This is a genomic window from Rouxiella silvae (assembly GCF_002093625.1).
Taxonomy (GTDB): Bacteria; Pseudomonadota; Gammaproteobacteria; order Enterobacterales; family Enterobacteriaceae; genus Rouxiella; species Rouxiella silvae.
This window is the reverse complement of the sequence record NZ_MRWD01000073.1, coordinates 1-23,792: the sequence shown is the minus strand read 5'-3', so window position 1 is coordinate 23,792 and position 23,792 is coordinate 1. Positions and strand designations below refer to the sequence as shown.

The window sequence follows — 23,792 nt, the reverse complement described above, 5'->3', positions numbered from 1 at the left end:
CAAAAGAGTTTTTAAATATAACTGAAAAATATAAAGTTTAATTTTTAACTCCACTATCCATTCTACATAGCGTAAAGTTCGGTTCGAATAATTCGGAAACCCCATTAGATAAGAAGCCCGTTCAGAACGCTGAGCGGGCTTTATTTTAAACTAATCGAACCGAATAATTCATTCACAATAATTCAAATTGTCGACAACGCTACAATGTTAGCGCGAGAAAACCACCTTATGCTAAAAATACAGAATAGAACTCATGAAGCACGATTAAGTGACGTCAATCATCTCAGTGTTAATAATGTTAATGGATTGCCATCAAATATCAGTAGCGTAGCCATGAGCACCCGAAGCTTGTGCTCAATGACCCAACCAACATTCCCCTCTCTGTCAACTCAGACCATCCCTTCAATAGCCCATTTTCATTTATATTTATCACCTACCGTTATAACGGCAGTAGAGGATCTTTCCTCTAACAATGTCACGAAAAACAAAGACGACACATTTTCATTCAAAAGTACGCCGTTAAACGATAAGTACAAAATAAATATTTATCAAGCACTCAGAAATATTATAGATTTTGTCAAAAAAAACTCAAACCATCAGGTCCGTTTATGGACAGATACAAACTCCAAGGCAATAATTAAAAAAAGCATGGTAGACAGTGAGCTCAGTCCTGTGCTGTTTGAAAAAATAGTCCTGAGCGATATTCATGAATTTTTTAACGGATGGAATTATGACGCCAAAGAAAAGAAATTTTTATATACGTTTTTTAGACAAGAAATGGTGGGTTCTGGTAAGAATCTCGCTGCCGCAAAAGATATTGCACAATATGCTGTATTAGAAGCTTACGGGGGACTAGGCATTGATTGTGATATTACCACAATGAAAGAAATTGGCCTGCTTCAAAGCACGACTGGAATTCTTATTGCTCTTAGCATTAATAAACTTGGACTCACTACAGGTATAAGCAATGCGGTGATAGCGGCAGTTCCTCAGCACAGTACAATACACAAAACCCTTGAACATATTAACCATACTTATCAGGGAAATTTTCATCCAATTCCAGAAAAGAAACTCTACGTCTCCCGCCACCAAACTTGTGCTATTTATTGTGCGTTTACGCATGAAGGGAGTAGCCTAACAGAGCAGGAATCTGTCAAATTTCTGGCGAAAACCATGAATGAAGACAAGCGTTTTAACGTTCAACCAAAATGGATTGCTGGCCGCATGTACAAATCTGCCAGGCTTGGGATCACAATGGCGGCGACAGGTCCCCGAGCTCTATTTTGTGCTTTGGACCGTATGCAAGCCAACACGCATGAAAATGTAGAAGCGTATTCTTTCGGAAACGTAAGTGAAACTTTTGGCCATCTGACATCAAGTGAAACATTAAAGGATGCGCTCACTGACTTGAGAGAAAACAAAGTACAAAAGGAATTGCCCGCCGATGGCAATAGTTGGACTGATCCCACCAGTAGGAAACGAAGGGATTCATTTTAAAATCTTTTTGTTGATGCGGGGGTCAGTGATGTATGCAGCTTTTTGTCGAAAGGACATCAATATAGTTAGCTCACTTTCGGCGCTCTTCCTGCTTGCTTGAGTTTTTCACTGGCCACGCCCTTCAGACTGTTTCAACGTAGGTTTACCCCCTCTGAATGTTAAATGAAGGTTAAACAAAATATTGATTAATACTTTGCGTATCACATAAATATTAAAATATTAATAACCAGCGCATATAGTTGTGCGGGCGCTGGCGAATGTGTAGTCATCCCTATCAGGTGTTTGTATCCCGTTTTTCCCCGGAGAGAATATGACGTTTTTGAATATACTGATATTGGCTATTATTCAGGGTCTTGCCGAGTTGCTTCCTGTTTCAAGTTCTGCGCACGTTATTATGGCTGAAAAAATTCTTGGGCTTGACCCAAGTGCGCCAGATATGACCTTACTCTTAGTTATGTTGCATACTGGTACCATGTTTGCCGTTATCGTGCATTTTTGGCGGTCATGGCGCGAAACCTATTTCAGTTCAACGGCCGCGTTCAAACACAATGCGCTGCGTATTATTCTTGCAACAATGATGACCGGCATTGTGGGACTTATCCTGCTGCATCTGATTAAAAAGTTTTATGCCAGCGATGCGTCAACCTTCGAGATTGAATCGCTGTTCAGCAACAGCAAGCTGATCGCCTCAGGATTGGTGGCGGCAGGTATTCTTATCATCGTATCTTCCAGAATTAAAGAAAGCCACAGCAAAGAACTCTCCCTTTTCCAATCAATGACCATCGGTATCGTCCAAGGGCTTTGCCTGCCATTTCGCGGTTTTTCGCGCTCGGGTGCGACGATTTCAACCGGTTTATCACTTGGCGTGGCCAGGAAAACCGCTGAGGAATTCAGTTTTGCCTTGGCCGTTGTCCTGACGCCGGTGGTAATTATTAAAGAGTTTGTACGCGTTTATCAGAACGGACCCACTGCGTATCCTGCGGGTATGCTTTCATCAATATTGCTGCCAAGCCTGTTGGGCATGGTGTTCAGCTTTATTGCAGGACTGTTGGCATTACGTTGGCTTGCGGGCTGGCTTGAGCATGGGAAATGGCATCTTTTTGGCGGATATTGTATTTTTGCAGCCTGCGTAGTGCTTTGGATTGGCTGATTTATTTGCGAGCCTTGAGGGATGAAGATGATCAAGCTCAGTGGACGTTTAGTTTGTAAAAATGAAGATGAATCAGATCTCGTCCGTCAGCATCTGGCTGAACATATGAGATTGACGAAAGATGAAGCGGGTTGTGTTTCTTTCAAGGTAACGGCAACTGGCGACCCTCTCATCTGGAGAGTGGAAGAACTCTTCACCAACAAAGAAACTTTTGCTGCGCATCAGGTAAGAACAAAAGCGTCACTGTGGGGGTCTGAAACCCGTGCCATTGTGCGGGAATATGAAATCTCAGAAGTCGAATAAGTGTTCACTCATGTGACTTCGAGTGCAGCCTCATGCTGCACTCGAAGGGGGCAGTTTGATGATAAATTTGCTGATTATTTATTGAGGTAGCCACTGTGTTTAGTAAAGACCATCGTATTAATATGCACATCAATAATGGTTTGTTTAACGGGAAAACTGTTTACATTCATTACACTTCGAAGGAAGGACTTGATGCGATAAAAATGCAAAGAAAAATATCAGCAAACCCAAACAGTGAACGCCGGGGAACAAACGCCAAAAAAGGGGTATACCTCACCTTTGCTAAAGATGCTATGAATGGCATGAATGCCCATAATCTGCTGTTTTTTGGTGAAGAAAAATACGCGTTGAGTGCCCTATATTGCGTTATTTTTGTCTTCAACAACCCTCTTTACTTGCGTTCGGCTCCCGTCACTTCGGGGAGTCATGTAACAGAGGTTATTTCATTGAGTGATATATACTTTCATCAAATAAACATCATCTACGAGGGTAAAAACCCCTTTATTTAGACAAGCACATATCCTGGATTGTTATTTTTGTGTTCAAAGATGTTGTAGCTTGTGGCGTTAATTGTCCCCAAAACCATAGGCTTTTAAACGTTCATGCCCAAACTGCCTCTTATAACGCCCCCTTCCGCAGCATTTACTTATATCTAAAAAAACGCCAATAATGACTTCCGCATCTTATAATCTGCTGTCCGTTTAGGACGTTATATTTCATTGTCCAAAATCTGTAATTTTCTGCGCAAATTCGAAAGAAACGCTCTACCCATTCATTATGATGGTGTGGCGCGAGTTTCATCATCACAAACTAGACTGACTCGCTTTAGTGCAGGAGGCACAGTGAAATTACCCTTTATCCACATATCACCACGTTCTTATACTGTAGAGTCGAATCTGCCAAGTTCAGGCAAGCAAAGCGGATCAGTTATTCTTAGCAAATGTGAAAAATCACCACTGAAAGCTGAGTTGACAGCACAGGGAATAAAAAACGCTTGAGATGTGCTGTCCAGTGGGCATATTGCCCTCGGACGTCACTCTGCTTCACAAAGCATTGCAATTAAATTACTCCAGCCCAGTGATATTAGCGGCAGATGCAGACAACAAACTGCTGCTTGCTTTAATGCGCTTTACGCAGGAAAGTAGTGCGCCTGAGGTTGAGGCGGGTCTGCATCAGCTCGTAGAGATCACTCGCGATATGCGTAAACACCTACTCTAAGGGATGAAAAGCCCTTTGATATAGACCCGGCGTGACTCCCATGAATCTCTTAAACCAGCGTGTGAAATGGGCCTGATCTGAAAAACCCGACAACGCACCAGCATCGACCAAAGTCACTCCCTGACGCAGCAGGCGCATGGCGAATCTCACCCTTGCCTGGCGCTGGTATGCATGGGGAGTCATTCCATAGGTGCGCTCAAAGGCACGAAATAATTTGTACTGCGCAAGCCCGGTTTGTTCTGCAATGGTCACCAGACTGACGTTATCCTGTAGGTGCGCATCAAGAAAATCACGCGCCATCCTTACTGCCCCCAATTCGTTGCCGTCTTTCTCAATACGATAACTGTGCTTCACATGCCTTTCTAAAAGCTTGTCGGCAAAGGAAAGATAGGCGCGGTCTCGATAAAGGCGCGACCCTTCAACCTCGGAGCACTGATGCAGCGCATGGAGATGTGCAATAACCTCTGGATCATTGATAATAGGTCCGGCGAGCGCAGGCAGGTTGGCACCACGTTCGCCTCGAACCAATTGACGCAAATGCGCGACATCGACATACAGAGTGCGCAATCGCCACCCTTTTTCATCCGTCGCCCATCCTGCATGGGGTTCATCGGCATCAATGGCATAGAGGTCGCCTTTGCGTGCAACAAACTCGGTTCCACGCATTTTAATACGAATGCTGCCTTCGGTAAGCAAGGCAAAACAGGCCGTTTCGTGGGTATGAACATCGTAGGCATAGTCCACAAAACGTCCGTGTATCAACTCGGCCTGTAGCTCGTGACTGCGCCAGATATTAATATCAGATTGATTTGATGACATTACCAAACCCCACAGCTGGTTTATAAAGCACTAATCTGCACCTCGTGCAATAGCGTTCAAGACGTGCCCTTTTCTTTCTAGCATAGTGATCATCTGTTTCACAAACATCTTGATAAAACACTTTACCGCTATTTTTAAGGAGCATGGAAATGACCGACGTTGTTACCGCAGAAGGTATCCCTACACATGCCGTTGAAAACATAAAGCTTGAACGATGTGTCATTGTTCTTAATCAGAGCCTCACACCAGGTAGAGCCGCCAATGCGGCCGCGGTCATTGCCTTAACTATTGGCCAGCGGCATCCGCAGCTCGTCGGACAACCTTTAGTCGATGCTAGCGATGTGTCCCACCCTGGATTAATTCCGCTAGGCATTGCCGTACTTTCAGGGTCCGGAACACAGCTGCGGGAACTACGCCAGAAAGCAGCCGAGTTAGGAAATATTGATTTGATAGATTTCCCGGTTCAGGGGCAGCAAACGAAAAATTATGCCTCTTTTCAAGAAGCAGTAGCGATCATTCCTCTCGTTGACATGGACTATTCAGGCGTGGCATTAGTGGGTGCCAAGAAAGCGATTTCAAAAATAGTGGCCGACTTGGCGTTGTTCGGATGAAACTTAACAAGTAAACGTTGTAGACACAGCGCACGCGTCTCGTGCGCTGCTGTCGCCATTACTGACGAAATGATCACGTAAAGGTCCCTAGCAGCTTGCTATCAAATTCATCTAAGGTATGGGTGATAGTGCATAATAAATATCGAACTCATCCTCGTGAGTTTGAATAAAACCATGCTTTATATAGAAAGCATTGGCCGGACTGCCTCGCAGTGCGCCCAACCTAAGAGGAAGCTGACGGAATTGAGCCTTCCTGGTGATGTATTCAACAACGGCCTTACCTAATCGTAAATTTTGATATTTGGGCAATATGTAAAGATGGTCCAAATAAAGATGGTCTCCTTTATCTCTGATAACATACAAGCCCGCCAAAGCGCCCTGATGAAGGATTTTGAAGGTGTCTGCCGGAACATAGGTATCGAGAAAGCGCTTCCTAACCCGCTGAGCGTCATAGCGCCCCAACGCTTCAAGACTCGGCCTCATCGCGGCCGCTCTTATCTCCGCAAGTTCAATAGCGTCCTCGGGCTCTGCCTGAATCAAATCCATGAATTCCCTCTCACCAATAAACCAGTATTTTCTTTTTATAACAGATAAGCGGATAAGTTTTAACACCTCTCTCACTCATCTTTTTACAATATTTATGCCCCCTGTCGCCTCAAGTTTACGTGCAGTGATTACACTTACCCCTACAAAGAGTGTGTTCCATCTTTATTATCAGGAGTTTTCATGACTAAAAAAAGACGCGCAGTTCCCGGGATTCATCCCTACGATGGACCGGCGGGCGGCTGGGGTGCCCTGAAAGCGACAGCCATCGCAGTACGCACGCAAATGGACAATTTGACCGCGCCCGCCACGCTGCTTCGTACTAATCAACCCGATGGTTTTGACTGCCCGGGTTGTGCATGGCCAGATAAAGAACAGCACTCGACGTTCCAATTTTGTGAAAACGGCGCCAAGGCCGTCACCTGGGAAGCAACCAGCAAACGTGTTAAGCCAGAGTTTTTGGCGCAGAACACCGTTACCTCACTGCTGCAAAAGTCAGACTACGAGTTGGAAAACTTTGGTCGACTGACCCATCCATTGGTTTATGACAGTGAGACGGATACGCTGCGCCCCGTTGAGTGGCAGGCTGCGTTTAACCGCATTGCTGAGGTATTGCAAGGCCTCCAGTCACCCGATGAAGCCGAGTTTTACACTTCCGGTCGTGCGTCAAACGAAGCCGCCTATATGTTTCAGCTTTTTGCCCGCGAATATGGCACCAATAACTTCCCCGACTGCTCCAACATGTGCCACGAGGCCACCAGTGTCGGCTTGCCCTTCTCTATCGGCATTGGCAAAGGGACGGTCTCACTTGATGACTTTGATGAAACCGAGCTGGTTATTTCGATGGGACATAATCCCGGCACTAACCATCCGCGTATGATGGGAACGCTGCACGAATTGGCGAAAAAAAAGGTGCCGATCGTGGTTCTAAATCCACTGCGTGAGCGCGCACTTGAACGATTTGCTGACCCACAAAGTGTGATAGAAATGGCGACCTACAGCGCCACTGATATCGCCTCAAATTACTTTCAAGTGAAAGCCGGGGGTGACGCTGCCGCACTTAAAGGGATAATAAAAGCGCTGCTGCTGCTTGAACAAGTCAGGGGTGACGTGCTGGATAAAGACTTTATTGCCGCTCATACCCAAGGTTTTGAAGCATTTAGCGCCGATATTAACGCCACGGACTGGCCCGAAATAGAAAAAGAGAGCGGTTTGGTTCGTCAAAATCTCGAACAAATTGCCGAGCTTTATGCTAATTCGAAGGCCACTATCGTCACCTACGGCATGGGGATTACCCAGCATAATAAGGGCACGGCCAACGTTCGCTTAATCGCCGACCTGCTGCTGATGCGCGGTAATATGGGCAAGCCCGGTGCAGGTATTTGTCCCCTGCGCGGTCATTCAAACGTTCAGGGTAATAGAACAGTGGGGATTACCGAGAAACCATCGGCAGCATTTTTAGAAAAGATTGAGCAAGTTTTCGGCTTTACTCCGCCGAAGGAGCACGGTCACGATGCGGTTAAAGCCATGCAGGCCATGGTTGACGGCACGGCCAAGGCGTTGATCTGCTTGGGCGGTAATTTGGCGGTGGCGCTTCCTGACCCTGAAAAATGCTTCCCAGCAATGAAAACGCTCGATCTCAGCGTACATGTGGGCACTAAGCTAAATCGTTCGCACCTTCTGGTTGCAAAAGAAACTTATATTTTACCTTGTCTTGGGCGAACCGAACTTGATTTGCAGGCCAGCGGACGACAGTCCGTCACCGTTGAGGACTCAATGTCGATGGTGCACGCCTCTTCCGGCAAGCTTAAACCGGCCTCAGATCTGCTGCTTTCCGAACCTGCTATTGTTGCCGGTATGGCCAAAGCCACCCTGCCTGGCAGTAAAGTTCCGTGGATGGAACTGGTAGCCGACTACAGTATTGTTCGTGACCTTATCGAAAAAACCGTTCCAGGGTTTGATAAATACAATGAACGAATCGCTATCCCCGGGGGATTCCGCATGCCTTTGCCGCCTACTGAACGCAAGTGGACAACTGCCTCAGGCAAAGCCATGTTCTCGGTATTTGACGGCGTGAATGAGGACGCACTCGTTGAAGGTGATGATGTATTACGCATGATAACGCTGCGCAGTCACGATCAGTATAATACGACTATTTATGCGTTGGATGATCGCTATCGTGGCGTGTTTGGCCGCCGGGATGTCTTATTTATGAGCGATGAAGATCTCGATAAGCGTGGTCTCGAACACGGTGATTTGGTTGATATTGAAACCCTGGTCGCAGGCAGCAGTCTGCGTTTGGAAAACATGACTGTCATTGCTTATAACATCGCGCCCGGCTCTGTAGGCGCTTATTATCCCGAGGCAAACGTGCTCATCCCGTTAGACTATATTGATAAACAAAGCGGCACGCCGTCTTATAAGTCAGTACCGGTTCGGGTAATCCAGCATGTAGGCTAATACAGCGATCAATATTGAGTTACTCATACTGCCGCACCCTGTGCGGCAGTATTTTATTGGCGGCCGCATCAGCCTATGAACTTCGCCAAATGCCGATCCTCAAGGTTTACTTTCCTCAACATCCTGACGTAACGTACTGTTAACCAATGGTGTGTTGTTCACCTCAAGGTCGCTGGAAACAAATTTATTTAGGTAAACAAGGAAGTAGAGTTCCAACTTTTCTACTCCCATCGACAGCAAAATTGACAGCAGGACGCAAGCTGCTGAAAAACTGTACATGTAAGTATGTGCCCACTCGACGTGAGTAGTAAAATAGGAAAAAACGGTAATCAAGATAATAAAGTGGAACATGTACAGTGGGTAAGATATTTTCCCCAAGAAGATGCAAACTCGTGACGAGAAAAACCCTTTCAGCGTCGAAGATGTATAAATACACAAAACGATGAGTGGACTGCTGATCAACAGACCGACTCCGGATATTTTTGCACTGTATCGCAATAACAGATAACCATTAAGTATTATGAGTGCAGTAAGAATAAGTATTGACTTGACGTTGCCAATTTTATTTTCTAACGCAACCAGAAATCCATCGTTACGCGCCATTGCCAACAACATGCCTATGAAAAAGAGATAAATATAATTCCCAGAGAGGAAAAAAATAACAGCAAATGCAATGGCATACTTATAGCTGCTGGTGATGAAGTTTTTACAGAAAAGCAGTGCAATAACAAAAAATGACCCAAGCAGTTCATATTGCATTGTCCATAAAAATGGATTGTAAATTTTAGGACTGTCCCACGTGTAAACTGCACCGAGGGAAAATTGCAGCGTAGACAACAGGCTGGGCTCAAAATCCAGTAATGTTTCAACCCAAGTTGAATGAAGCAGCTTACCTGCGTGAACATTGAAAGTCAGATGAGATGCCATTAAGAAAAAAACTAAGAAAGAGCAGATAACGATGAGAAAGGTCAGTCTAAAATATCTTTTTAAGAATGATTTCACCAGCGTGGGGTAACTTCCTCTTTTTAGAAAACCTATTGAAATTGAGTCGCCTGAAAGGATAAAAAAAAGTGCGACACACAAAGGGCCATTCATCAAGCTTGCGGTCCAGAGACTTCTTATATCGCTTACAGCAGGAAGCGCCTCCCAATAAAAATGGTATATTACAACCATTAATGCAGAAACGCCTCTTACTCCATCTATATAGTCTACCCTGGTATTGCCCATCTTATTTCCTTTTAATGATCAATAGATTTCATTTATTGAGTGAGGCGCACAGCACTATGTTACGAATTTCATTTTACAAGTTCGCAGTTATTAACATTAAGTAGATAGAAAGACTCGCGGCTCTTAAAACCACACAATGCTTAAGATTTATTAACTAATTTAATTTTGCTTAAAACACGCGAATCGTCAAGTTTTAATCGTTATAAATAGTAGAGGTCAGCTCCATGCAGTCAATGCAAGCAATTCTAGCTCAGGTAACGTCTGAAACTCACGGCCTTCATTTTCTTAAATAAAGTCCGAACAAAAGGCCCCTTTATTTTAATGAAAACTGCCTAAAAGCACGTATTGTTAAACCGTGAGCATGCGCGATTTTTATTCAAAAAAACTATAACATTAGTCATTTTAAGCATTTGTGGTTGATGCTTGGCCAGATAATAATCCGTTGATATGAAGAAGATAATTATTGGAGGCAGGATGATTAATGTCAGCGGGCTAAATAAAAGCTTCAACCATTTCCCGGCTCTTTTAGACGTGAATTTTAGCATTAAACGCAGTGAAGTGATTTCTGTCATTGGCCCTTCCGGTTCCGGTAAATCCACCCTACTGCGTTCACTTAATTTATTGGTCAAGCCTGACTCAGGAAGCTTGAAAATTGGCGACCAGCAGATTACGGCAGAAAGCCTCACGTACAGGCAAATTGCTGACTTTCGGCGTCAAACGTCAATGGTATTTCAACACTATAACTTATTCAGAAATAAAACGGCGCTAGAGAACATTACAGAAATTCTGATTTGCGCCCGCAAATTTACTAAAAAGGAGGCACGCGAGCGTGGCATGGAACTGCTGACCCAGGTCGGTCTTTCACATAAGGCGGATGCTTATCCTGCGACGCTTTCTGGCGGACAGCAGCAGCGCGTTGGCATTGCCAGAGCTCTGAGCGTTGAACCGCAGGTTATTTTATTCGACGAACCGACCTCTTCTCTCGACCCAGAAATGCGGCGCGAGGTCCTTAACCTGATAGCCAGCCTGGCAGAACGCAGCCTGACCATGATGATTGTCACTCATGAGATGAGTTTTGCCCGTGACGTTTCTGACCGGATCTTTTTTATGGAGCAGGGAAAAATAATTGAGCAGGGTAAACCGAGTCAGATATTTACCGCTTCGTCAGAGAACCGCACCCGTTCTTTTTTACACGATTTTGCCTGAGACAGCCGACGGAACTCCTTACCATGAATTTTGATTTTGCCTATATGCTGAGTATTATTCCGCAAATTCTTAGCTATCTTCCCATCACTCTGCTTATTTCTGGCTTATCCATTTTGCTTGCAACAGTGCTGGGTATTGTATTTTCCCTATTACTGCGGGCCGGAAAAATACCGGCGGCCTTTGCCCACCTTTATATTTCCTTCTTTCGCGGCACGCCGGTACTGGTCCAGTTATTAATCATCTATTTTGGACTTCCGCAGATATTCCCTGCCTTAAATTCGATGAGTGCCATTAATGCCGTGATACTCGGTTTAAGCCTGAATACTTCCGCCTATTTGGCAGAGATTTTCCGTGCAGCCATTGATTCTGTTGACAAAGGCCAGCTGGAAGCCTCGCTTGCCTCCGGTCTTAATTTGTTTCAGGCCTCATGGCGTATTTTGTTTCCACAGGCCTGCCGTAATGCCATTCCTGCTACGGGTAACGTCTATATTGGGTTAATCAAAAACTCCTCACTGGCTTTCACGCTGGGTGTCAGTGAACTTTTGGCTGCTGGTAAACTCGCTGCCACCGAATCCTTAAAGTACTTCGAAGCCTATTTTGCCGTCGGTCTTATTTATTGGGCGTTGACCATTATTTTAAGTGAGCTGCAGCGGCGTCTCGAAAAAACCATAAATAAACCATACGTAAATTAATACAGGGAAATAATTATGAAGCTGTTAAATCTGGCATTAGTGGCTTGTTCAATACTGCTGCTCAACGCCTGTGATAAACCTGCGTCACAGGCTGATGACAAACCGGTTCTTCGTGTAGGCGCCACCCCCGACGGTTATCCACACTATTTTAGCGAAAACGGCACAGTGAAAGGGTTTAGCGTCGATATTCTTAACGCCGTTGCCGAGAAAATTAACTATAAAGTGGAATGGGTTACCTCGGACTGGGTTGGCGTTCTTGGCTCACTGGAAACCGGCAAAATTGATACGGTGGGCAACTTTGCTGATACACCCGAGCGCCGCCTAAAATATGATTTCAGTGTGCCTTATTACTACAGCGCCGCGCAGTTGGCCGTGAGTAAAAATAACGAAAGCATTCACGGCTTACAGGATATGAAAGGCAAAACGGTGGCGGCAGACCTAGGCTCAAACTATGCCAAAGTGCTAAAAGAGTTTGATCCGCAAAACCAAATAAAGCTGGTGACCTTTGAAGGCCAGGATGTGATTTTCAACGCCGTAGCGCAGGGAAAAATTGATGCCTTCGTTTCTGGGCAGGTTATTTTACTCGGTCAGATAAAACGCAAAAATTTGCCACTCAAGGTGGTCGGTCAACCGTTTGGTGTCAAACAGGTCGCTCTGCCGTTTAGAAAAGATGCGCGTGGTGAAGACCTGCGTAAAAAGGTCGATGTCGCTTTGGAACAGCTTCGTGCCGACGGCACGTTGAGAAAGATTTCAGAAAAATGGTTCGATCAGGACCTCAGCGTCAAGCCCGCCACCCAAGAACCTGCAAAAGGATAGCGCAACCTATTCATTCAAGTGAACAGCGCTGAAGGTGTCACAATGCAGGACAATCGCGTTTTGATACCTTTCTGAAACAATAAAACATGATTGATAGATATCGATATTTGAGACTATTATCTCGGTGGGTTATTCACATATTGGCCAAGGACTTATGAAAAAAATCTCCCCTTTAGTCTCGTTAATCCCCCTGTTAATGAGCTTTGCCGCTTTCTCTGCTATTGCTGCCTCTGACTCATTACCTTTACCCAGCAGCGTGTTAAAAGACAACCTTGAAACCTTCGAGATTGATTGTCCTAACAATCCCCAACAAACCACGGTAGATCTTGATGATTGTATGGGCACAAAACGAGCGCAGGTCGAGGCCATTGAGAGTAAATATGTCACAACGGCACGTCAGTTAATCGCGAACAGTCCCGATTTTTCCAAAGAACAAACTCAGAAAATTCTCGACGCCTTTGACGCCGAAAACAAGGCTTGGGACACACTGATTGCCACTGCCGCCCATGCAACAGAGGTAAACTGGGACGGCGGAACTGTCCGCGCAGCTAAGGCCACCGACCGCGAAATAAAGCTCATTGAATTACGCGTGCATAATCAGTGGCAGAACTGGCTGCGTTATGAAGATTCAACCCCGCCCGCACTGCCAGAACCAAAGTTTAAAAATGTAGAATGAATGCAAAAACGGTGTGGATGTGTTGTCAGTATGAGTTTAGCGAATGACACATCAACCGCTACCGCGTTACGCGGTCACGTTGACTTAGACGCGCTTAGCTTCGGGTAAATCGATAATCACCAACGTGCCAAAACTGCCAGACAGTACTGTATGCGGAATGCCCGCCTTGGCGACGTAAAGCTGCCCAGCCTCAACGTTGACGATTTCTCCGCTAACGTTGAGCGTCAATAGGCCGTCGATTACCAACAGCCCTTCATCGTAATCATGTACCTCTGCGATAATTTGCCGATCGTCCATTTTTAACACTTTTAGATTCGCCTGGCCAACGCAGCCCAAAATGCGGGACTGCCAGGCCTGGGGCAGCGCATCTGCTGTGGTTTTTAAATCAAACAGTGACATCAGGCACTCTCCCTTTGCTGTTTCTCATCTGTAAATTGATACTTTCCCACCGATGACAACAGCTCACGCGTATAGGCGTGTTGTGGCCGCTGCCATACGTTTTGCACCTCGCCGGACTCGACGATTTTACCTTTCTGCATCACCAGCACTCGGTCAGCCATATAGCGCACCACGTCGAGGTTGTGCGAGATAAACAAATAGCTCAGCCCAAACTCTTTTTTCAGCTCCAGCAAAAGGTTTAAAATTTGTGCCTGAATAGAGACGTCAAGCGCTGACACGGCTTCGTCACATACCACCAGCTCGGGCTGAGTTATCAGCGCACGGGCAATGCCAATACGCTGACGCTGCCCGCCGGAAAACTCATGGGCATAACGGTCGAGGCTGTGCTGCGGCAGCCCAACACGGTCGATAATGGCCAAGATACGTTGATTACGCAGGTGTTTATCTTTAACACCGTTAACACGCAGCACTCTGTCTAGAATGCCTTTTACCGTTTGGCGCGGATTGAGTGAGGCGAAAGGATCCTGGAAAATCATCTGCACTTTGCTGCGCAACGGGGTGAGTTGAGACTCTGGCAGCGGGACAATATCGATGCCATTAAGCAGGATCTGGCCGCTATCGGTTGTTAACAGTCGCAGTAAGGTGCGAGAAAGCGTTGACTTACCACAGCCTGACTCTCCCACCAGCCCCACCGTTTCGCCTTTAAACAGGGTAAAATTCACGTCACTGACCGCGTCAACAGATTCACCGCCCTGCTGAAAAGAGACATGTAAATGACGTGCCTCCAGCAGCGGCCTTGCATCAACGATTTCAGCCAATGGCGGAAAGCTCAGGGTTGGCGGCGTAAACAGTGAAAATACCGGTTCCCCTTGCAATTGTTGCGCGCGAATTTCAGTCAGACAGCGCTGACGATAGTGTACATTCTGTTGGTAGTGCAGCGAGGCTGCCATCAACCCACGGGTATATTCATGCCGTGGCTGACTGAACAGCTCGGCGGTAACATTATGTTCCAGCTTGCGGCCGCCAAACATCACTGCCACTTCATCCGCCCACTGCGACATCAGCCCGAGATCATGACTTATCATCAGTACGCTCATCGACATCGATTTACGCAGCCTGTCTATCAACGCCATAATTCTACCCTGTACCGTCACGTCTAGCGCGGTGGTAGGTTCATCGGCAATCAGCAGTTTGGGTTCACAGGCCACGGCCATAGCAATCATCACCCTTTGACGTTGCCCTCCCGAGAGCTGATGCGGATAATAATCAACGCGGATTTCGGGACGGGGCAACTCAACCAGCTCAAGCAGTTCGATGGCCCTTTTTCTGGCTAAACTTCGTGACAGGCCAAGATGCACCGACAAACTTTCAACAATTTGATCGCCGACGGTATGAACAGGATTCAACGAAGTCATCGGCTCCTGAAACACCATCGAAATATCTTTTCCTCGAAGCTGTCGCAGCTTTTTTGCTGGCAGAGTCAGCAAATTCTGCCCTTCAAACATTATTTCGCCACCTATATTGGCGTAGTCAGGCAGCAGCCCAAGGATCGAGAGCGCAGTCGCTGATTTGCCGCAGCCAGATTCCCCCACTAGCGCCAGCATCTGCCCACGCGCCAGCGTCAGGTCAAGGCTGTTTACCGCCCTCTGCTGGCCGAAACCAACGTTGAGTCCTTTTATTGATAACAGTGGCTTCATCTAGCGCTTCCTTAACCGTGGATTAAAGGCATCGTTCAAGGCATCGCCCAACAGATTCAGCCCAAGAATAGTGATAACCAATGCCAATCCTGGCTCGGCGGTAAGATACCAGGCACTGCGCAGCATCTCTCGGCCGCTGCCAATTAACGATCCCCAACTGACGTTATTCGGATCACCAAGCCCAAGAAACGCCAGCGCCGACTCCATCAGAATCGCCGAGGCCACCATCACCGATGAGGTAACGATAATCGCCGGCAATGCATTAGGCAGGATCTCCTGAAAAATGATCCGCCACGCTGAGAACCCGCCCGCCCGCGCGGCAAGCACGAACTCGGCGTCGCGCAGCGTCCTGAACTCTGCGCGCACCAGTCGCGCCACGGTTGGCCAAGACGTGATGCCAATCGACAACGCAATCAGAGAAACCGAAGGCGTAGCGATCGCCAGCAGAATAATCACCAGCAAAAACGCGGGCATAGTTTGAAACAGTGCGGTAATACGCACCAAAATGTTGTCGATAACACCGCCAAAATAGCCACCAATACTGCCAAACAGCGTGCCAATCAGCAGTCCTATCACTGTCGCACTTACCCCGATCAGCAAAGAAACGCGCGCCCCGTGGAAGATACCCGCAATCACATCGCGCCCCATGGCGTCGGTGCCCAGTGGATATGCACTCTGTGCTCCGGGCAACAACAGCGGCGTAGCGACCATATCCAGAGGGTCGCCCGGATAGAGCCAGGGAGCCAGCAGCGCCATGCCAATGACCAGCAGTAGAATAAGTAGACCAATAACGCCCGCGGGGTTACGCAGCAACTGTTGCAGCACCGAGCGCGGTCGAACCTGAGGTGATGTTGTGAGTTCAGTAATGGCTGTCATATCAACGCACCTTTATCCGTGGGTCGAGCCAAGTGTGGATCAAATCCACCACAAAGTTAGCCGCCAACACCAGCAGTGAGGAAAAGAACAGAATACCGAGCAGTACGTTTACGTCGCGGGCCATGACGGCGTCTAGCGCCAGTCGCCCCAATCCAGGCCAGGAGAAGACGGTTTCAACCACCGCAGCACCGCTGAGCAAGGTCGCAATGTGCATCCCCGCGACGGTCACCACCGGAATAAGTGCGCAGCGCAACACGTGGTGTACTGTGACACGCCAAGGGGATATTCCTTTGGCCTTTGCGGTACGCACAAAATCCTGATGGGCTATTTCAAGCATGGCGGCGCGGGTCAGCCGCGAATAAATGGCGATGAAAAAGCTGGCGAGAGAAAATACCGGCAAAATTGCATGACTCACACTGTCTTTAATCGTTCCCCATACCGAAAGCTGCGCGCCGATGGTCACATTACCGCTACTCGGCAACCAGCCAAGCTGTACCGAAAACAGCACCAGTAACATTAATCCGATCCAAAACCCCGGCAGCGAATAAAGCAGCAAAGTAAACAGAGAAAGAAAACGGTCCGGCCATTTACCGACAAACAGCGCCATGACTACGCCAAAGAAAATACCAAACGCCATGGCGACAATTTGTGCCGCTAACATTAATCCCAGCGTGGCCGGAAGGCGTGAGAATATCAACTGCGTTACCGGTGCGTTAAATCGCGGAGAGAAGCCTAGGTTGCCCTGCACAATATTGGCAAACCAGTGGGTGAACTGTTGCCAGGCCGGCAGATTCAGCCCGTATTGCTCACGCATCAGGGTCATTGAGGCTTCACTCGCCCCGCCCGACTCGCCGGCCATGACGTCAACTGCGTCTCCGGGGATCAAATGAAGAATGATAAACATAATGAGCAGGATACCCAGCAGCGTAGGGACCACCTGAATCAGGGTTCGCCAAATAAGCAGCAAAAACCAGTGGCGCTTTTCCAACATAATGTATTGACCGGTAGAATAAAAAACGGGTCGAAAAAGACTACCAGCGGTCAAGAATGAACATTAATGCTTAATCTGTCTTTGCTTATACCAATAATCGTCAATAAAGCGCGGCCTCATCATAAAATATCGTCCAGGCCAGTCATAAAATAGTTATCCGTTGCCAATTTACGTTACCCCAACATCATCGCAATAAGCTTGGGTATCACTTCGTTCTTTATTAAAAAAACAGCTTAACAAACCTAAAAAAATCAGTAGTCAGCCCCGTCGTTATCTCAGTTAACTAGGCGTCGAAAATAATGCTACTGATAAAGGTCAGGGAATGTCTGAAGCGGGTAATACTTCCTCAAAGATTAATAAACAGAAAAATAGACTGGCGGTTGACGTAGGCGGCACCTTCACCGATGTGGTGCTGCTAAAGGGGGATGAACACTTCTCGGCCAAGGTGCTGACCAGTGCCGATGCACCAGAGCGCGCGGTGCTAACCGGCATTGAAAACGTGCTGACCGACTCGGCGCTAAGTTTCTCCGACATTGACCTGCTGATACTCGGCACCACGCTAGCAACCAATGCATTGATAGAGCGTAAAGGTGCCAAGACCGCATTAATCACCACCGCAGGATTCCGCGACTTGGTTGAAATCGGTCAGGAAGATCGTTTCGCGCAATACGACGTGTTTCTACAAAAACCGCTGCCGCTGGTTGAACGCCACTGGCGCTTCGGCATTGAGGAACGTATTGACGCACAGGGCAAGGTACGAATTGCGCTGAATGAGCAGCAGGTGCATCAGCTGGCCGAAAAGCTGGAAATTTTGGGCATCGAAAGCGTGGCGATTGGCTATCTGCAAAGCTTTGTTAATCCCGAACACGAGCGGCGCACAGCAGACATTCTGCGCGCCCGCCTGCCGCACATCACCTTCTCGCTCTCCAGTGACGTTTGTCCCGAAATTCGCGAGTACGAACGTCTGTCTACCGTATGCGCCAATGCCTATGTGCAACCTTTAGTAGCCGGGTATCTGACCCGTCTGCGCCAGCAGTTAGGCGATAAAGGTCTGCGCGTGCCGCCCTTTTTAATGACTTCAGGCGGCGGTATTACCACCCTTGAGACGGGAATTGATGAGCCCGTGCGTTTGGTCGAGTCCGGCCCTGCCGGTGGGGCCATTCTTGCCAGCAATATTGCCACGCGTCTGGGGCTGGAAAAAGTGCTGTCGTTTGATATGGGCGGGACCACGGCAAAAATCTGCTTTATCGATAATTATCAGCCACAAATTTCACGTAGCTTCGAGTTTGGTCGCGTTCATCGCCATCAAAAAGGCTCGGGGTTGCCCATTCGTATTCCCGTTATTGATCTGGTTGAAATTGGTGCAGGCGGTGGCTCTATCGCCCGCATCGACAACCTCTCGCGTTTGCAGGTAGGGCCAGACAGCGCTGGGTCTTCCCCGGGGCCAGTGAGCTACAATCTGGGTGGGACGAACGTCACCATAACCGATGCTAATGCCCAGCTCGGCCTGCTTGACCCTGCGACTTTTGCCGGTGGCAAGGTTGAACTGAATGTTCAGTTGGCCGCGGCCGCGCTAGACCAGCAGATTGCCACCCCGCTCGGCCTCAATACTGACCACGCCGCGCTGGCGATTACGGAGATTATTGCTGAAAACATGGCCAACGCTGCACGCGTGCACGCCAGTGAGTCCGGTAAACAGGTTGAGAGCTATACGCTGATTGCCTTTGGCGGTGCGGCACCGCTGCACGCCGCTCGCCTCGCCGCCAAGCTCGGCATAACCAAAGTGGTTATCCCGCAGGCGGCTGGCGTGGGTTCCGCGCTGGGTTTCCTGTGGGCACCGGTTGCCTATCAGGCGGTACGCAGTTTCTATCAACGCCTTGATAATATTGACACTCAGGCCGTGGGCGAACTTTTGGCTGACCTGACTCATCAGGTGCGTCACGTCGTTGAGCAGGCCGATAATTCCTCCCCTATCAGCGTACAACGCAGCGTTTATTTGCGCTATTCCGGCCAGGGCCACGAAGTGCCTATTGAACTCGATGCCGGTGAACTTAATAGCCCGTCGATTAAGGCGCTGCACCAGCGATTTACCCTGGCCTATCGACAGCTCTATGGCCGTAGCCTTGACCACGTCGCGGTAGAAGCGATCAGTTGGACAGTAACCGCCAGCACCCCGGCGCCTGAAATTAACACGCAACCTATTAATCCACACGCGGCGCCTGCGCTAAACACATCGCTGCCCCTGCGCGAGGTTTATTCCGCTCGGCAGCAGCAGCGCATTCAGGTTCCAGTTTACGGCCGGGCACAGCTTTCCACCTCGGCGGTGCAGAACGGGCCGCTGCTCGTCGTCGAACCAGAAACGTCAACCTGGGTCGATGAGGGCTTTTCCGCGCACATCACCGCAGAAGGCCACCTTGTGTTGCAGCAAATCGCCCCCACAGACGGAGCAAAATCATGAGTCAGGACGTAATTATTCATCAGGTGATTTGGAATCGCCTGATTTCAGTGGTTGAAGAGCAGGCGCAGGCACTGATACGTACCGCGTTTGGCACCTCAACGCGCGAAGCCGGAGACCTTTCTGCGGGCGTATTTTTACCTGACGGCCGCATGGTTGCACAGGCAGTCACCGGTACGCCGGGCCATGTCAACTCAATGGCCGATTCAGTAGTGCATTTCCTGCGCGCCTTCCCCATAGAAACATTGAATCCCGGCGACGTGTTAGTCACCAATGACCCTTGGAAAGGCACCGGGCATCTGTACGATATTGTGATGGTGACACCGGTGTTTTATCAGCAAAAAGCAGTGGCTCTGTTTGCCTCGACCCTGCACGTTGTTGATATCGGCGGGCTTGGGCCAGGGCCGGATGGTCGGCAGATTTATCATGAGGGCCTGTTCCTGCCGATGATGAAGCTGGTACACGACGGTGAGCTGGACCGTAACGTGATGTCCATCGTTAAGGCTAACGTGCGTGAGCCAGAACAGGTTGAGGGCGACTTCTTCGCACTGATTGCCTGCAATGACGTTGGTGCACGCCGTCTGATCACCGTGCTGGATGAATTCAGTCTGCCTAATCTGCAAGCCGCCGGAGAATACATTCTTGAGCACTCTGAACAGGCGATGCTTAATGCGGTGCGCGAATGGCCACAGGGAAGCTGGGACGCCGAAATGTGGGTTGATGGCTACGGTGAGCCGCTGCTGCTCAAGGCGAAACTGACCCTTGGCCATCAGGGCATTGACGTTGATTTCACTGGCAGTGCCAACTTTGTAGCCAAAGGTATTAACGTCGTGAAAGCCTACACCGATGCCTACACCTCATTCGGCATTCGCTGCCTGATTGGCTCGGACGTGCCCAACAACTCTGGCTCGCTGGGCGTTATCCGCGTGACCGCACCGGAAGGCTCGATTCTGAATGCCCCTTATCCGGCGGCCGTAACTTCGCGTCACATTATTGGACAGATGTTGCCAGACGTGGTGTTTGGCTGTCTGCGTCAGGCACGCCCGGGTGAAGTACCGGCTGAGGGAGCTTCCTGCCTGTGGAATATTCAGCTTTCCGGCGGCCACGTTCTACCGGGCTATGACGCGAAAAGCTTCCTCTCGCAGCCGCGCTTTTCAATCACCAGCTTCTCAACCGGCGGCACCGGAGCGCGTCCGCATCTTGACGGACTCTCAACCACCTCATTCCCCAGCGGCGTACGCAACGTGTCGCTCGAGATCCTTGAGTCAATAAGCCCGGTGGTGTTTTGGCGCAAAGAATATCGACCTGATTCAGGCGGTGCCGGACAGCAGCGCGGCGGTCTGGGGCAAATCATCGAGCTCTCGCACGGACAAGATGCACCCATGTCGCTAGGCGCGGCCTGGGATCGCATTGACTTCCCCGCTCGCGGCGCAGAAGGCGGACATTCCGGCGCGCCGGGTCGAGTACGTCTATCAACGGGGGAAAGGCTATCAGGCAAAGGCGTGCAAACCATTCCACCCGGCAGCCACCTGATTGTTGAAACCCCCGGCGGCGGCGGCTTGGGTGCTCCTGCTCAAAGACTTGCCGCTAGTGTCAAACGCGACGTACTCAATCAGTTGGTCAGCGACAAAGCGGCACAGCGCGATTACCTCCTTAAATCAGAAGACTCGATAACGACGCTTATCCACGGAGCTAAATAATAATGACACTTTCTTCTTTTCGCCGCAGCCTGTGTGCGGTGGCGCTTTTAGCCTGTCTGACGGGAAGCGCGATTTCTGCCGAGCAGCCTCAGCGCGGCGGTACGCTTAACGTAGTCTTGAACTATGAACCGCCCGCGTTAATTGCCTTAACTACCGTGGCAACGCCGGCGCTGAGCGTCAGCGCTAAAGTAACGGAAGGGCTACTGAGCTATGATTTTAATCTCAAACCCGAGCCACAGCTGGCAACAAGCTGGGAAATAAGCCCGGACGGTACCCGTTACACCTTCCATTTGCGTCCGGACGTTAAATGGCAGGATGGTAAAGACTTCACCTCTGCTGACGTGGCCTATTCCATAGAACTGCTGAAGAAGGTCCATCCGCGTGGCTCAAGCACCTTTGCCAACGTGACGCAGGTCGAAACACCCGATCCGCTCACGGCAATCATTGTCCTTTCTAGACCAGCACCTTATCTGATCAAGGCCTTTGCCGCGGCAGAATCGCCGATTATTCCGCGTCATATTTATGAAGGCACCGATGCGCTGACCAATCCGCACAATAATGCGCCGATTGGCACCGGTCCGTATATTTTTGAAAAATGGGTGCGCGGCAGCTATATCCTCTACAAACGCAATCCAAACTATTGGGACCACTCGCGCCCTTACCTTGACCAGTTAGTGGTGAAATTTATTCCCGATCCCGCGGCGCGATCGGTAGCTTTCGAGACTGGCGAAGCCGACCTCGGTTATCGCACGCCCGTGGCACTTAACGACGTCGCCCGCCTTAAAACACTGCCACAGCTGGCCTTTGAGACCAAAGGTAACAGCTATTCGTTTAACGTAACCACGCTTCAGTTTAACCTCGACGATCCGCACTTTAAGGATTTACGCGTTCGACAGGCGGTCGCACACGCGATTAATCGCAACGTTATCCTTCAGGTTGCCTATTTTGGTCTGGGTAAAGTGACCGCATCACCTATTGCCCCCGGTATCAAAGAGTACAGTGATCCGGCACCGTCACCTTATGACTTCAACATTCAGGCCGCCAATGACCTGCTGGATCAGGCTGGATACAAAAAAGGGCCGGACGGCACGCGCTTTAGCGTCATGCTGGACTATAACCCGATCGCCGAAGACATGTTTAAAACAGCAGAATACGTGCGTTCTGCACTGTCGAAACTGGGCATTAAAGTCACCCTGCGCTCGCAGGACCTTTCAACCTTTGTTCGTCGAATTTACACCGACCGCGACTTCTCCTTTACGGTGAACGGCCACAGTAATTTGTTTGACCCCACCGTCGGCGTGCAGCGCATCTACTGGTCGAAAAACTTCCGTAAAGGCGTGCCGTTCTCCAATGCTTCTGACTATCACAATCCTGAAGTCGACCGTCTGCTAGAAGCGGCGCAAACGGAAAACGATCCACAGAAACGCGTTGAGGAGTTTCGTCAGTTCCAGCAAATCGTTGAAAAAGAGTTGCCGGATATCAGTCTGATATCTCCACAGTTCATAACTATTTACAACCGCCGCGTGCACGACCATTCCGTGACCGCCGACGGCATCGAGGGTAACTTGTCCGGCGTTTGGGTTGATAAAAAATAGGATGCGACCTAAAGAGCAGTCGGCTTCATTTCTTTCACAAGGAATGAATGACGGCTGCGATTTTAATTACATCGAATTCACCTGAGGAGTCGCGTTACATTTCTCGGCAACATAGTGTACTAAATTTTTTATGCAATCTGGACCGCCTGCAAGTTCCGCCTCCCCGTTAACGACTTTATTGCGGTTAAATAGCCAAGGTTGCATTAGTCGCATCTTTCGATAAGGCTAAAAATTTAACCACTGGGGGGATAATATGAGTCCCTCCTGTCGTTACGATTGCAGATACATTCAAACTAAAATCCAGTAGCAAAAGGGTCATATTCCCCACTTCCCCTATAACTGAAAAGCTTTCGGCTTTATTATTTTGTTCTTTAGCCCCTGCGGCAAGCCTCTCTTTAAAACAATCACTTTCTTTAATGACTTTATCCTGTGGCGACGAAATAAAATCTTCACCGTCAAAATTTTTAATTTCAACTTTACAATCCCTGGAGAGACTTTCCATATGAATATCCAGCGCTTGATTTCCTTTAGTTGAATAATTTGAAATTTCGTTCATGATAAACCTCTATTTATCGTGTTTATAGCGAGTAAATACCCTCCGGTAAAAGAATGTATTTATTTCTGTGTCCTGTACGTAGATGTACCGCACATGAGTTTTCTCTTCTTCTGTTTTTCAGCTGAAATTTATGTGTTTGAAGCAACTGCCTACGATTTCGATGTGTTAAAGATGGGTGATGGGTGAGTGCCCACATCTGGGATTATTGAAAATGGAAAGCGCTTTCTTTCGTCGAACGGCACGGGTCCGGGATACTTGATGACACCGTTGAAGAGCGGAGTGAATTTGAGTGAAAATATGTAAAT

The 23,792-nt window shown here is 48.6% G+C and carries 22 protein-coding genes; 14 read left to right on the top strand and 8 right to left on the bottom strand.

Annotated features, from left to right (window positions below; genetic code table 11):
• Positions 1-357: 357 nt before the first annotated feature.
• The 5 genes from BS639_RS22060 to BS639_RS22040 all read left to right on the top strand — a co-directional run bounded on the left by BS639_RS22060 (position 358) and on the right by BS639_RS22040 (position 4,168).
• A complete protein-coding gene (locus tag BS639_RS22060) occupies positions 358-1,497 on the top strand; it encodes a TcdA/TcdB catalytic glycosyltransferase domain-containing protein (RefSeq protein WP_084984330.1) in 1,140 nt (379 codons plus the stop codon).
• A 310-nt stretch (positions 1,498-1,807) separates the two neighbouring features.
• Entirely contained in the window at positions 1,808-2,647 is an 840-nt protein-coding gene (locus BS639_RS22055; protein ID WP_055772166.1) for an undecaprenyl-diphosphate phosphatase, read from the top strand.
• 27 nt (positions 2,648-2,674) lie between these two features.
• A complete protein-coding gene (locus BS639_RS22050) occupies positions 2,675-2,950 on the top strand; it encodes a putative quinol monooxygenase (RefSeq protein ID WP_084984329.1) in 276 nt (91 codons plus the stop codon).
• 95 nt (positions 2,951-3,045) lie between these two features.
• Complete coding sequence (locus tag BS639_RS22045) at positions 3,046-3,459, top strand: hypothetical protein (RefSeq protein ID WP_084984328.1); 414 nt, start codon at positions 3,046-3,048, stop codon at positions 3,457-3,459.
• Between the two features lie 490 nt (positions 3,460-3,949).
• Positions 3,950-4,168: a type III secretion system chaperone family protein gene (locus BS639_RS22040; RefSeq protein WP_139804168.1), complete on the top strand. Its 219-nt coding sequence runs from the start codon at positions 3,950-3,952 to the stop codon at positions 4,166-4,168.
• Here the strand turns inward: BS639_RS22040 and BS639_RS22035 are convergent.
• On the bottom strand, positions 4,160-4,987 hold the full coding sequence (locus BS639_RS22035) for an AraC family transcriptional regulator (RefSeq protein ID WP_055772147.1): 828 nt from the start codon (positions 4,985-4,987) through the stop codon (positions 4,160-4,162). The two genes, BS639_RS22040 and BS639_RS22035, sit on opposite strands and share 9 nt — an antisense overlap.
• 149 nt (positions 4,988-5,136) lie before the next feature.
• Here BS639_RS22035 and BS639_RS22030 point away from each other — a divergent pair, with 149 nt between their 5' ends.
• The gene (locus tag BS639_RS22030) at positions 5,137-5,598 is read left to right on the top strand and encodes a DUF2000 domain-containing protein (RefSeq protein WP_084984327.1); all 462 of its coding nucleotides are present in this window, start codon (positions 5,137-5,139) and stop codon (positions 5,596-5,598) included.
• A gap of 111 nt (positions 5,599-5,709) precedes the next feature.
• Here BS639_RS22030 and BS639_RS22025 read toward each other — a convergent pair whose 3' ends face one another.
• Positions 5,710-6,210, bottom strand: a complete 501-nt coding sequence (locus BS639_RS22025) for a GNAT family N-acetyltransferase (protein WP_206601174.1) — start codon at positions 6,208-6,210, stop codon at positions 5,710-5,712.
• 114 nt (positions 6,211-6,324) lie between these two features.
• On the opposite strand from BS639_RS22025, the gene BS639_RS22020 reads away from it, so the two are divergent.
• Positions 6,325-8,601, top strand: coding sequence for an FdhF/YdeP family oxidoreductase (locus BS639_RS22020; RefSeq protein WP_084984326.1), 2,277 nt, complete (start codon positions 6,325-6,327; stop codon positions 8,599-8,601).
• 99 nt (positions 8,602-8,700) lie between these two features.
• On the opposite strand, the gene BS639_RS22015 is transcribed toward BS639_RS22020, so the two are convergent.
• Entirely contained in the window at positions 8,701-9,828 is a 1,128-nt protein-coding gene (locus BS639_RS22015) for an acyltransferase family protein (RefSeq protein WP_084984325.1), read from the bottom strand.
• A gap of 474 nt (positions 9,829-10,302) precedes the next feature.
• Here BS639_RS22015 and BS639_RS22010 point away from each other — a divergent pair, with 474 nt between their 5' ends.
• The 4 genes from BS639_RS22010 to BS639_RS21995 all read left to right on the top strand — a co-directional run bounded on the left by BS639_RS22010 (position 10,303) and on the right by BS639_RS21995 (position 13,218).
• Entirely contained in the window at positions 10,303-11,034 is a 732-nt protein-coding gene (locus BS639_RS22010; protein ID WP_055772133.1) for an amino acid ABC transporter ATP-binding protein, read from the top strand.
• 23 nt (positions 11,035-11,057) lie between these two features.
• Positions 11,058-11,726 carry an amino acid ABC transporter permease gene (locus BS639_RS22005; protein WP_055772127.1) on the top strand — a complete coding sequence of 223 codons (669 nt, stop codon included), beginning with the start codon at positions 11,058-11,060 and terminating at the stop codon, positions 11,724-11,726.
• 15 nt (positions 11,727-11,741) lie between these two features.
• Positions 11,742-12,542 carry an amino acid ABC transporter substrate-binding protein gene (locus BS639_RS22000; protein WP_055772121.1) on the top strand — a complete coding sequence of 267 codons (801 nt, stop codon included), beginning with the start codon at positions 11,742-11,744 and terminating at the stop codon, positions 12,540-12,542.
• A gap of 154 nt (positions 12,543-12,696) precedes the next feature.
• The gene (locus tag BS639_RS21995; protein ID WP_055772118.1) at positions 12,697-13,218 is read left to right on the top strand and encodes a hypothetical protein; all 522 of its coding nucleotides are present in this window, start codon (positions 12,697-12,699) and stop codon (positions 13,216-13,218) included.
• A gap of 84 nt (positions 13,219-13,302) precedes the next feature.
• On the opposite strand, the gene BS639_RS21990 is transcribed toward BS639_RS21995, so the two are convergent.
• From BS639_RS21990 to BS639_RS21975, 4 genes are read right to left on the bottom strand one after another with little or no spacing between them, the layout of a single operon-like run.
• A complete protein-coding gene (locus BS639_RS21990; RefSeq protein ID WP_084984324.1) occupies positions 13,303-13,617 on the bottom strand; it encodes a cupin domain-containing protein in 315 nt (104 codons plus the stop codon).
• Positions 13,617-15,314: a dipeptide ABC transporter ATP-binding protein gene (locus tag BS639_RS21985; RefSeq protein ID WP_084984323.1), complete on the bottom strand. Its 1,698-nt coding sequence runs from the start codon at positions 15,312-15,314 to the stop codon at positions 13,617-13,619. Before BS639_RS21985 ends, BS639_RS21990 begins: the two co-directional genes overlap by 1 nt.
• Positions 15,315-16,190, bottom strand: coding sequence for an ABC transporter permease (locus BS639_RS21980; protein WP_084984322.1), 876 nt, complete (start codon positions 16,188-16,190; stop codon positions 15,315-15,317).
• A gap of 1 nt (position 16,191) precedes the next feature.
• Positions 16,192-17,181, bottom strand: a complete 990-nt coding sequence (locus BS639_RS21975) for an ABC transporter permease (protein ID WP_084984321.1) — start codon at positions 17,179-17,181, stop codon at positions 16,192-16,194.
• A gap of 322 nt (positions 17,182-17,503) precedes the next feature.
• On the opposite strand from BS639_RS21975, the gene BS639_RS21970 reads away from it, so the two are divergent.
• From BS639_RS21970 to BS639_RS21960, 3 genes are read left to right on the top strand one after another with little or no spacing between them, the layout of a single operon-like run.
• The gene (locus BS639_RS21970) at positions 17,504-19,639 is read left to right on the top strand and encodes a hydantoinase/oxoprolinase family protein (RefSeq protein ID WP_084984320.1); all 2,136 of its coding nucleotides are present in this window, start codon (positions 17,504-17,506) and stop codon (positions 19,637-19,639) included.
• Positions 19,636-21,336, top strand: a complete 1,701-nt coding sequence (locus BS639_RS21965; protein WP_084984319.1) for a hydantoinase B/oxoprolinase family protein — start codon at positions 19,636-19,638, stop codon at positions 21,334-21,336. The genes BS639_RS21970 and BS639_RS21965 overlap by 4 nt, the downstream gene beginning before the upstream one ends.
• Before the next feature lie 2 nt (positions 21,337-21,338).
• Positions 21,339-22,931, top strand: coding sequence for an ABC transporter substrate-binding protein (locus BS639_RS21960; protein WP_084984318.1), 1,593 nt, complete (start codon positions 21,339-21,341; stop codon positions 22,929-22,931).
• A gap of 184 nt (positions 22,932-23,115) precedes the next feature.
• On the opposite strand, the gene BS639_RS21955 is transcribed toward BS639_RS21960, so the two are convergent.
• Positions 23,116-23,487, bottom strand: coding sequence for a hypothetical protein (locus BS639_RS21955; protein ID WP_084984317.1), 372 nt, complete (start codon positions 23,485-23,487; stop codon positions 23,116-23,118).
• Positions 23,488-23,792: the final 305 nt, after the last annotated feature.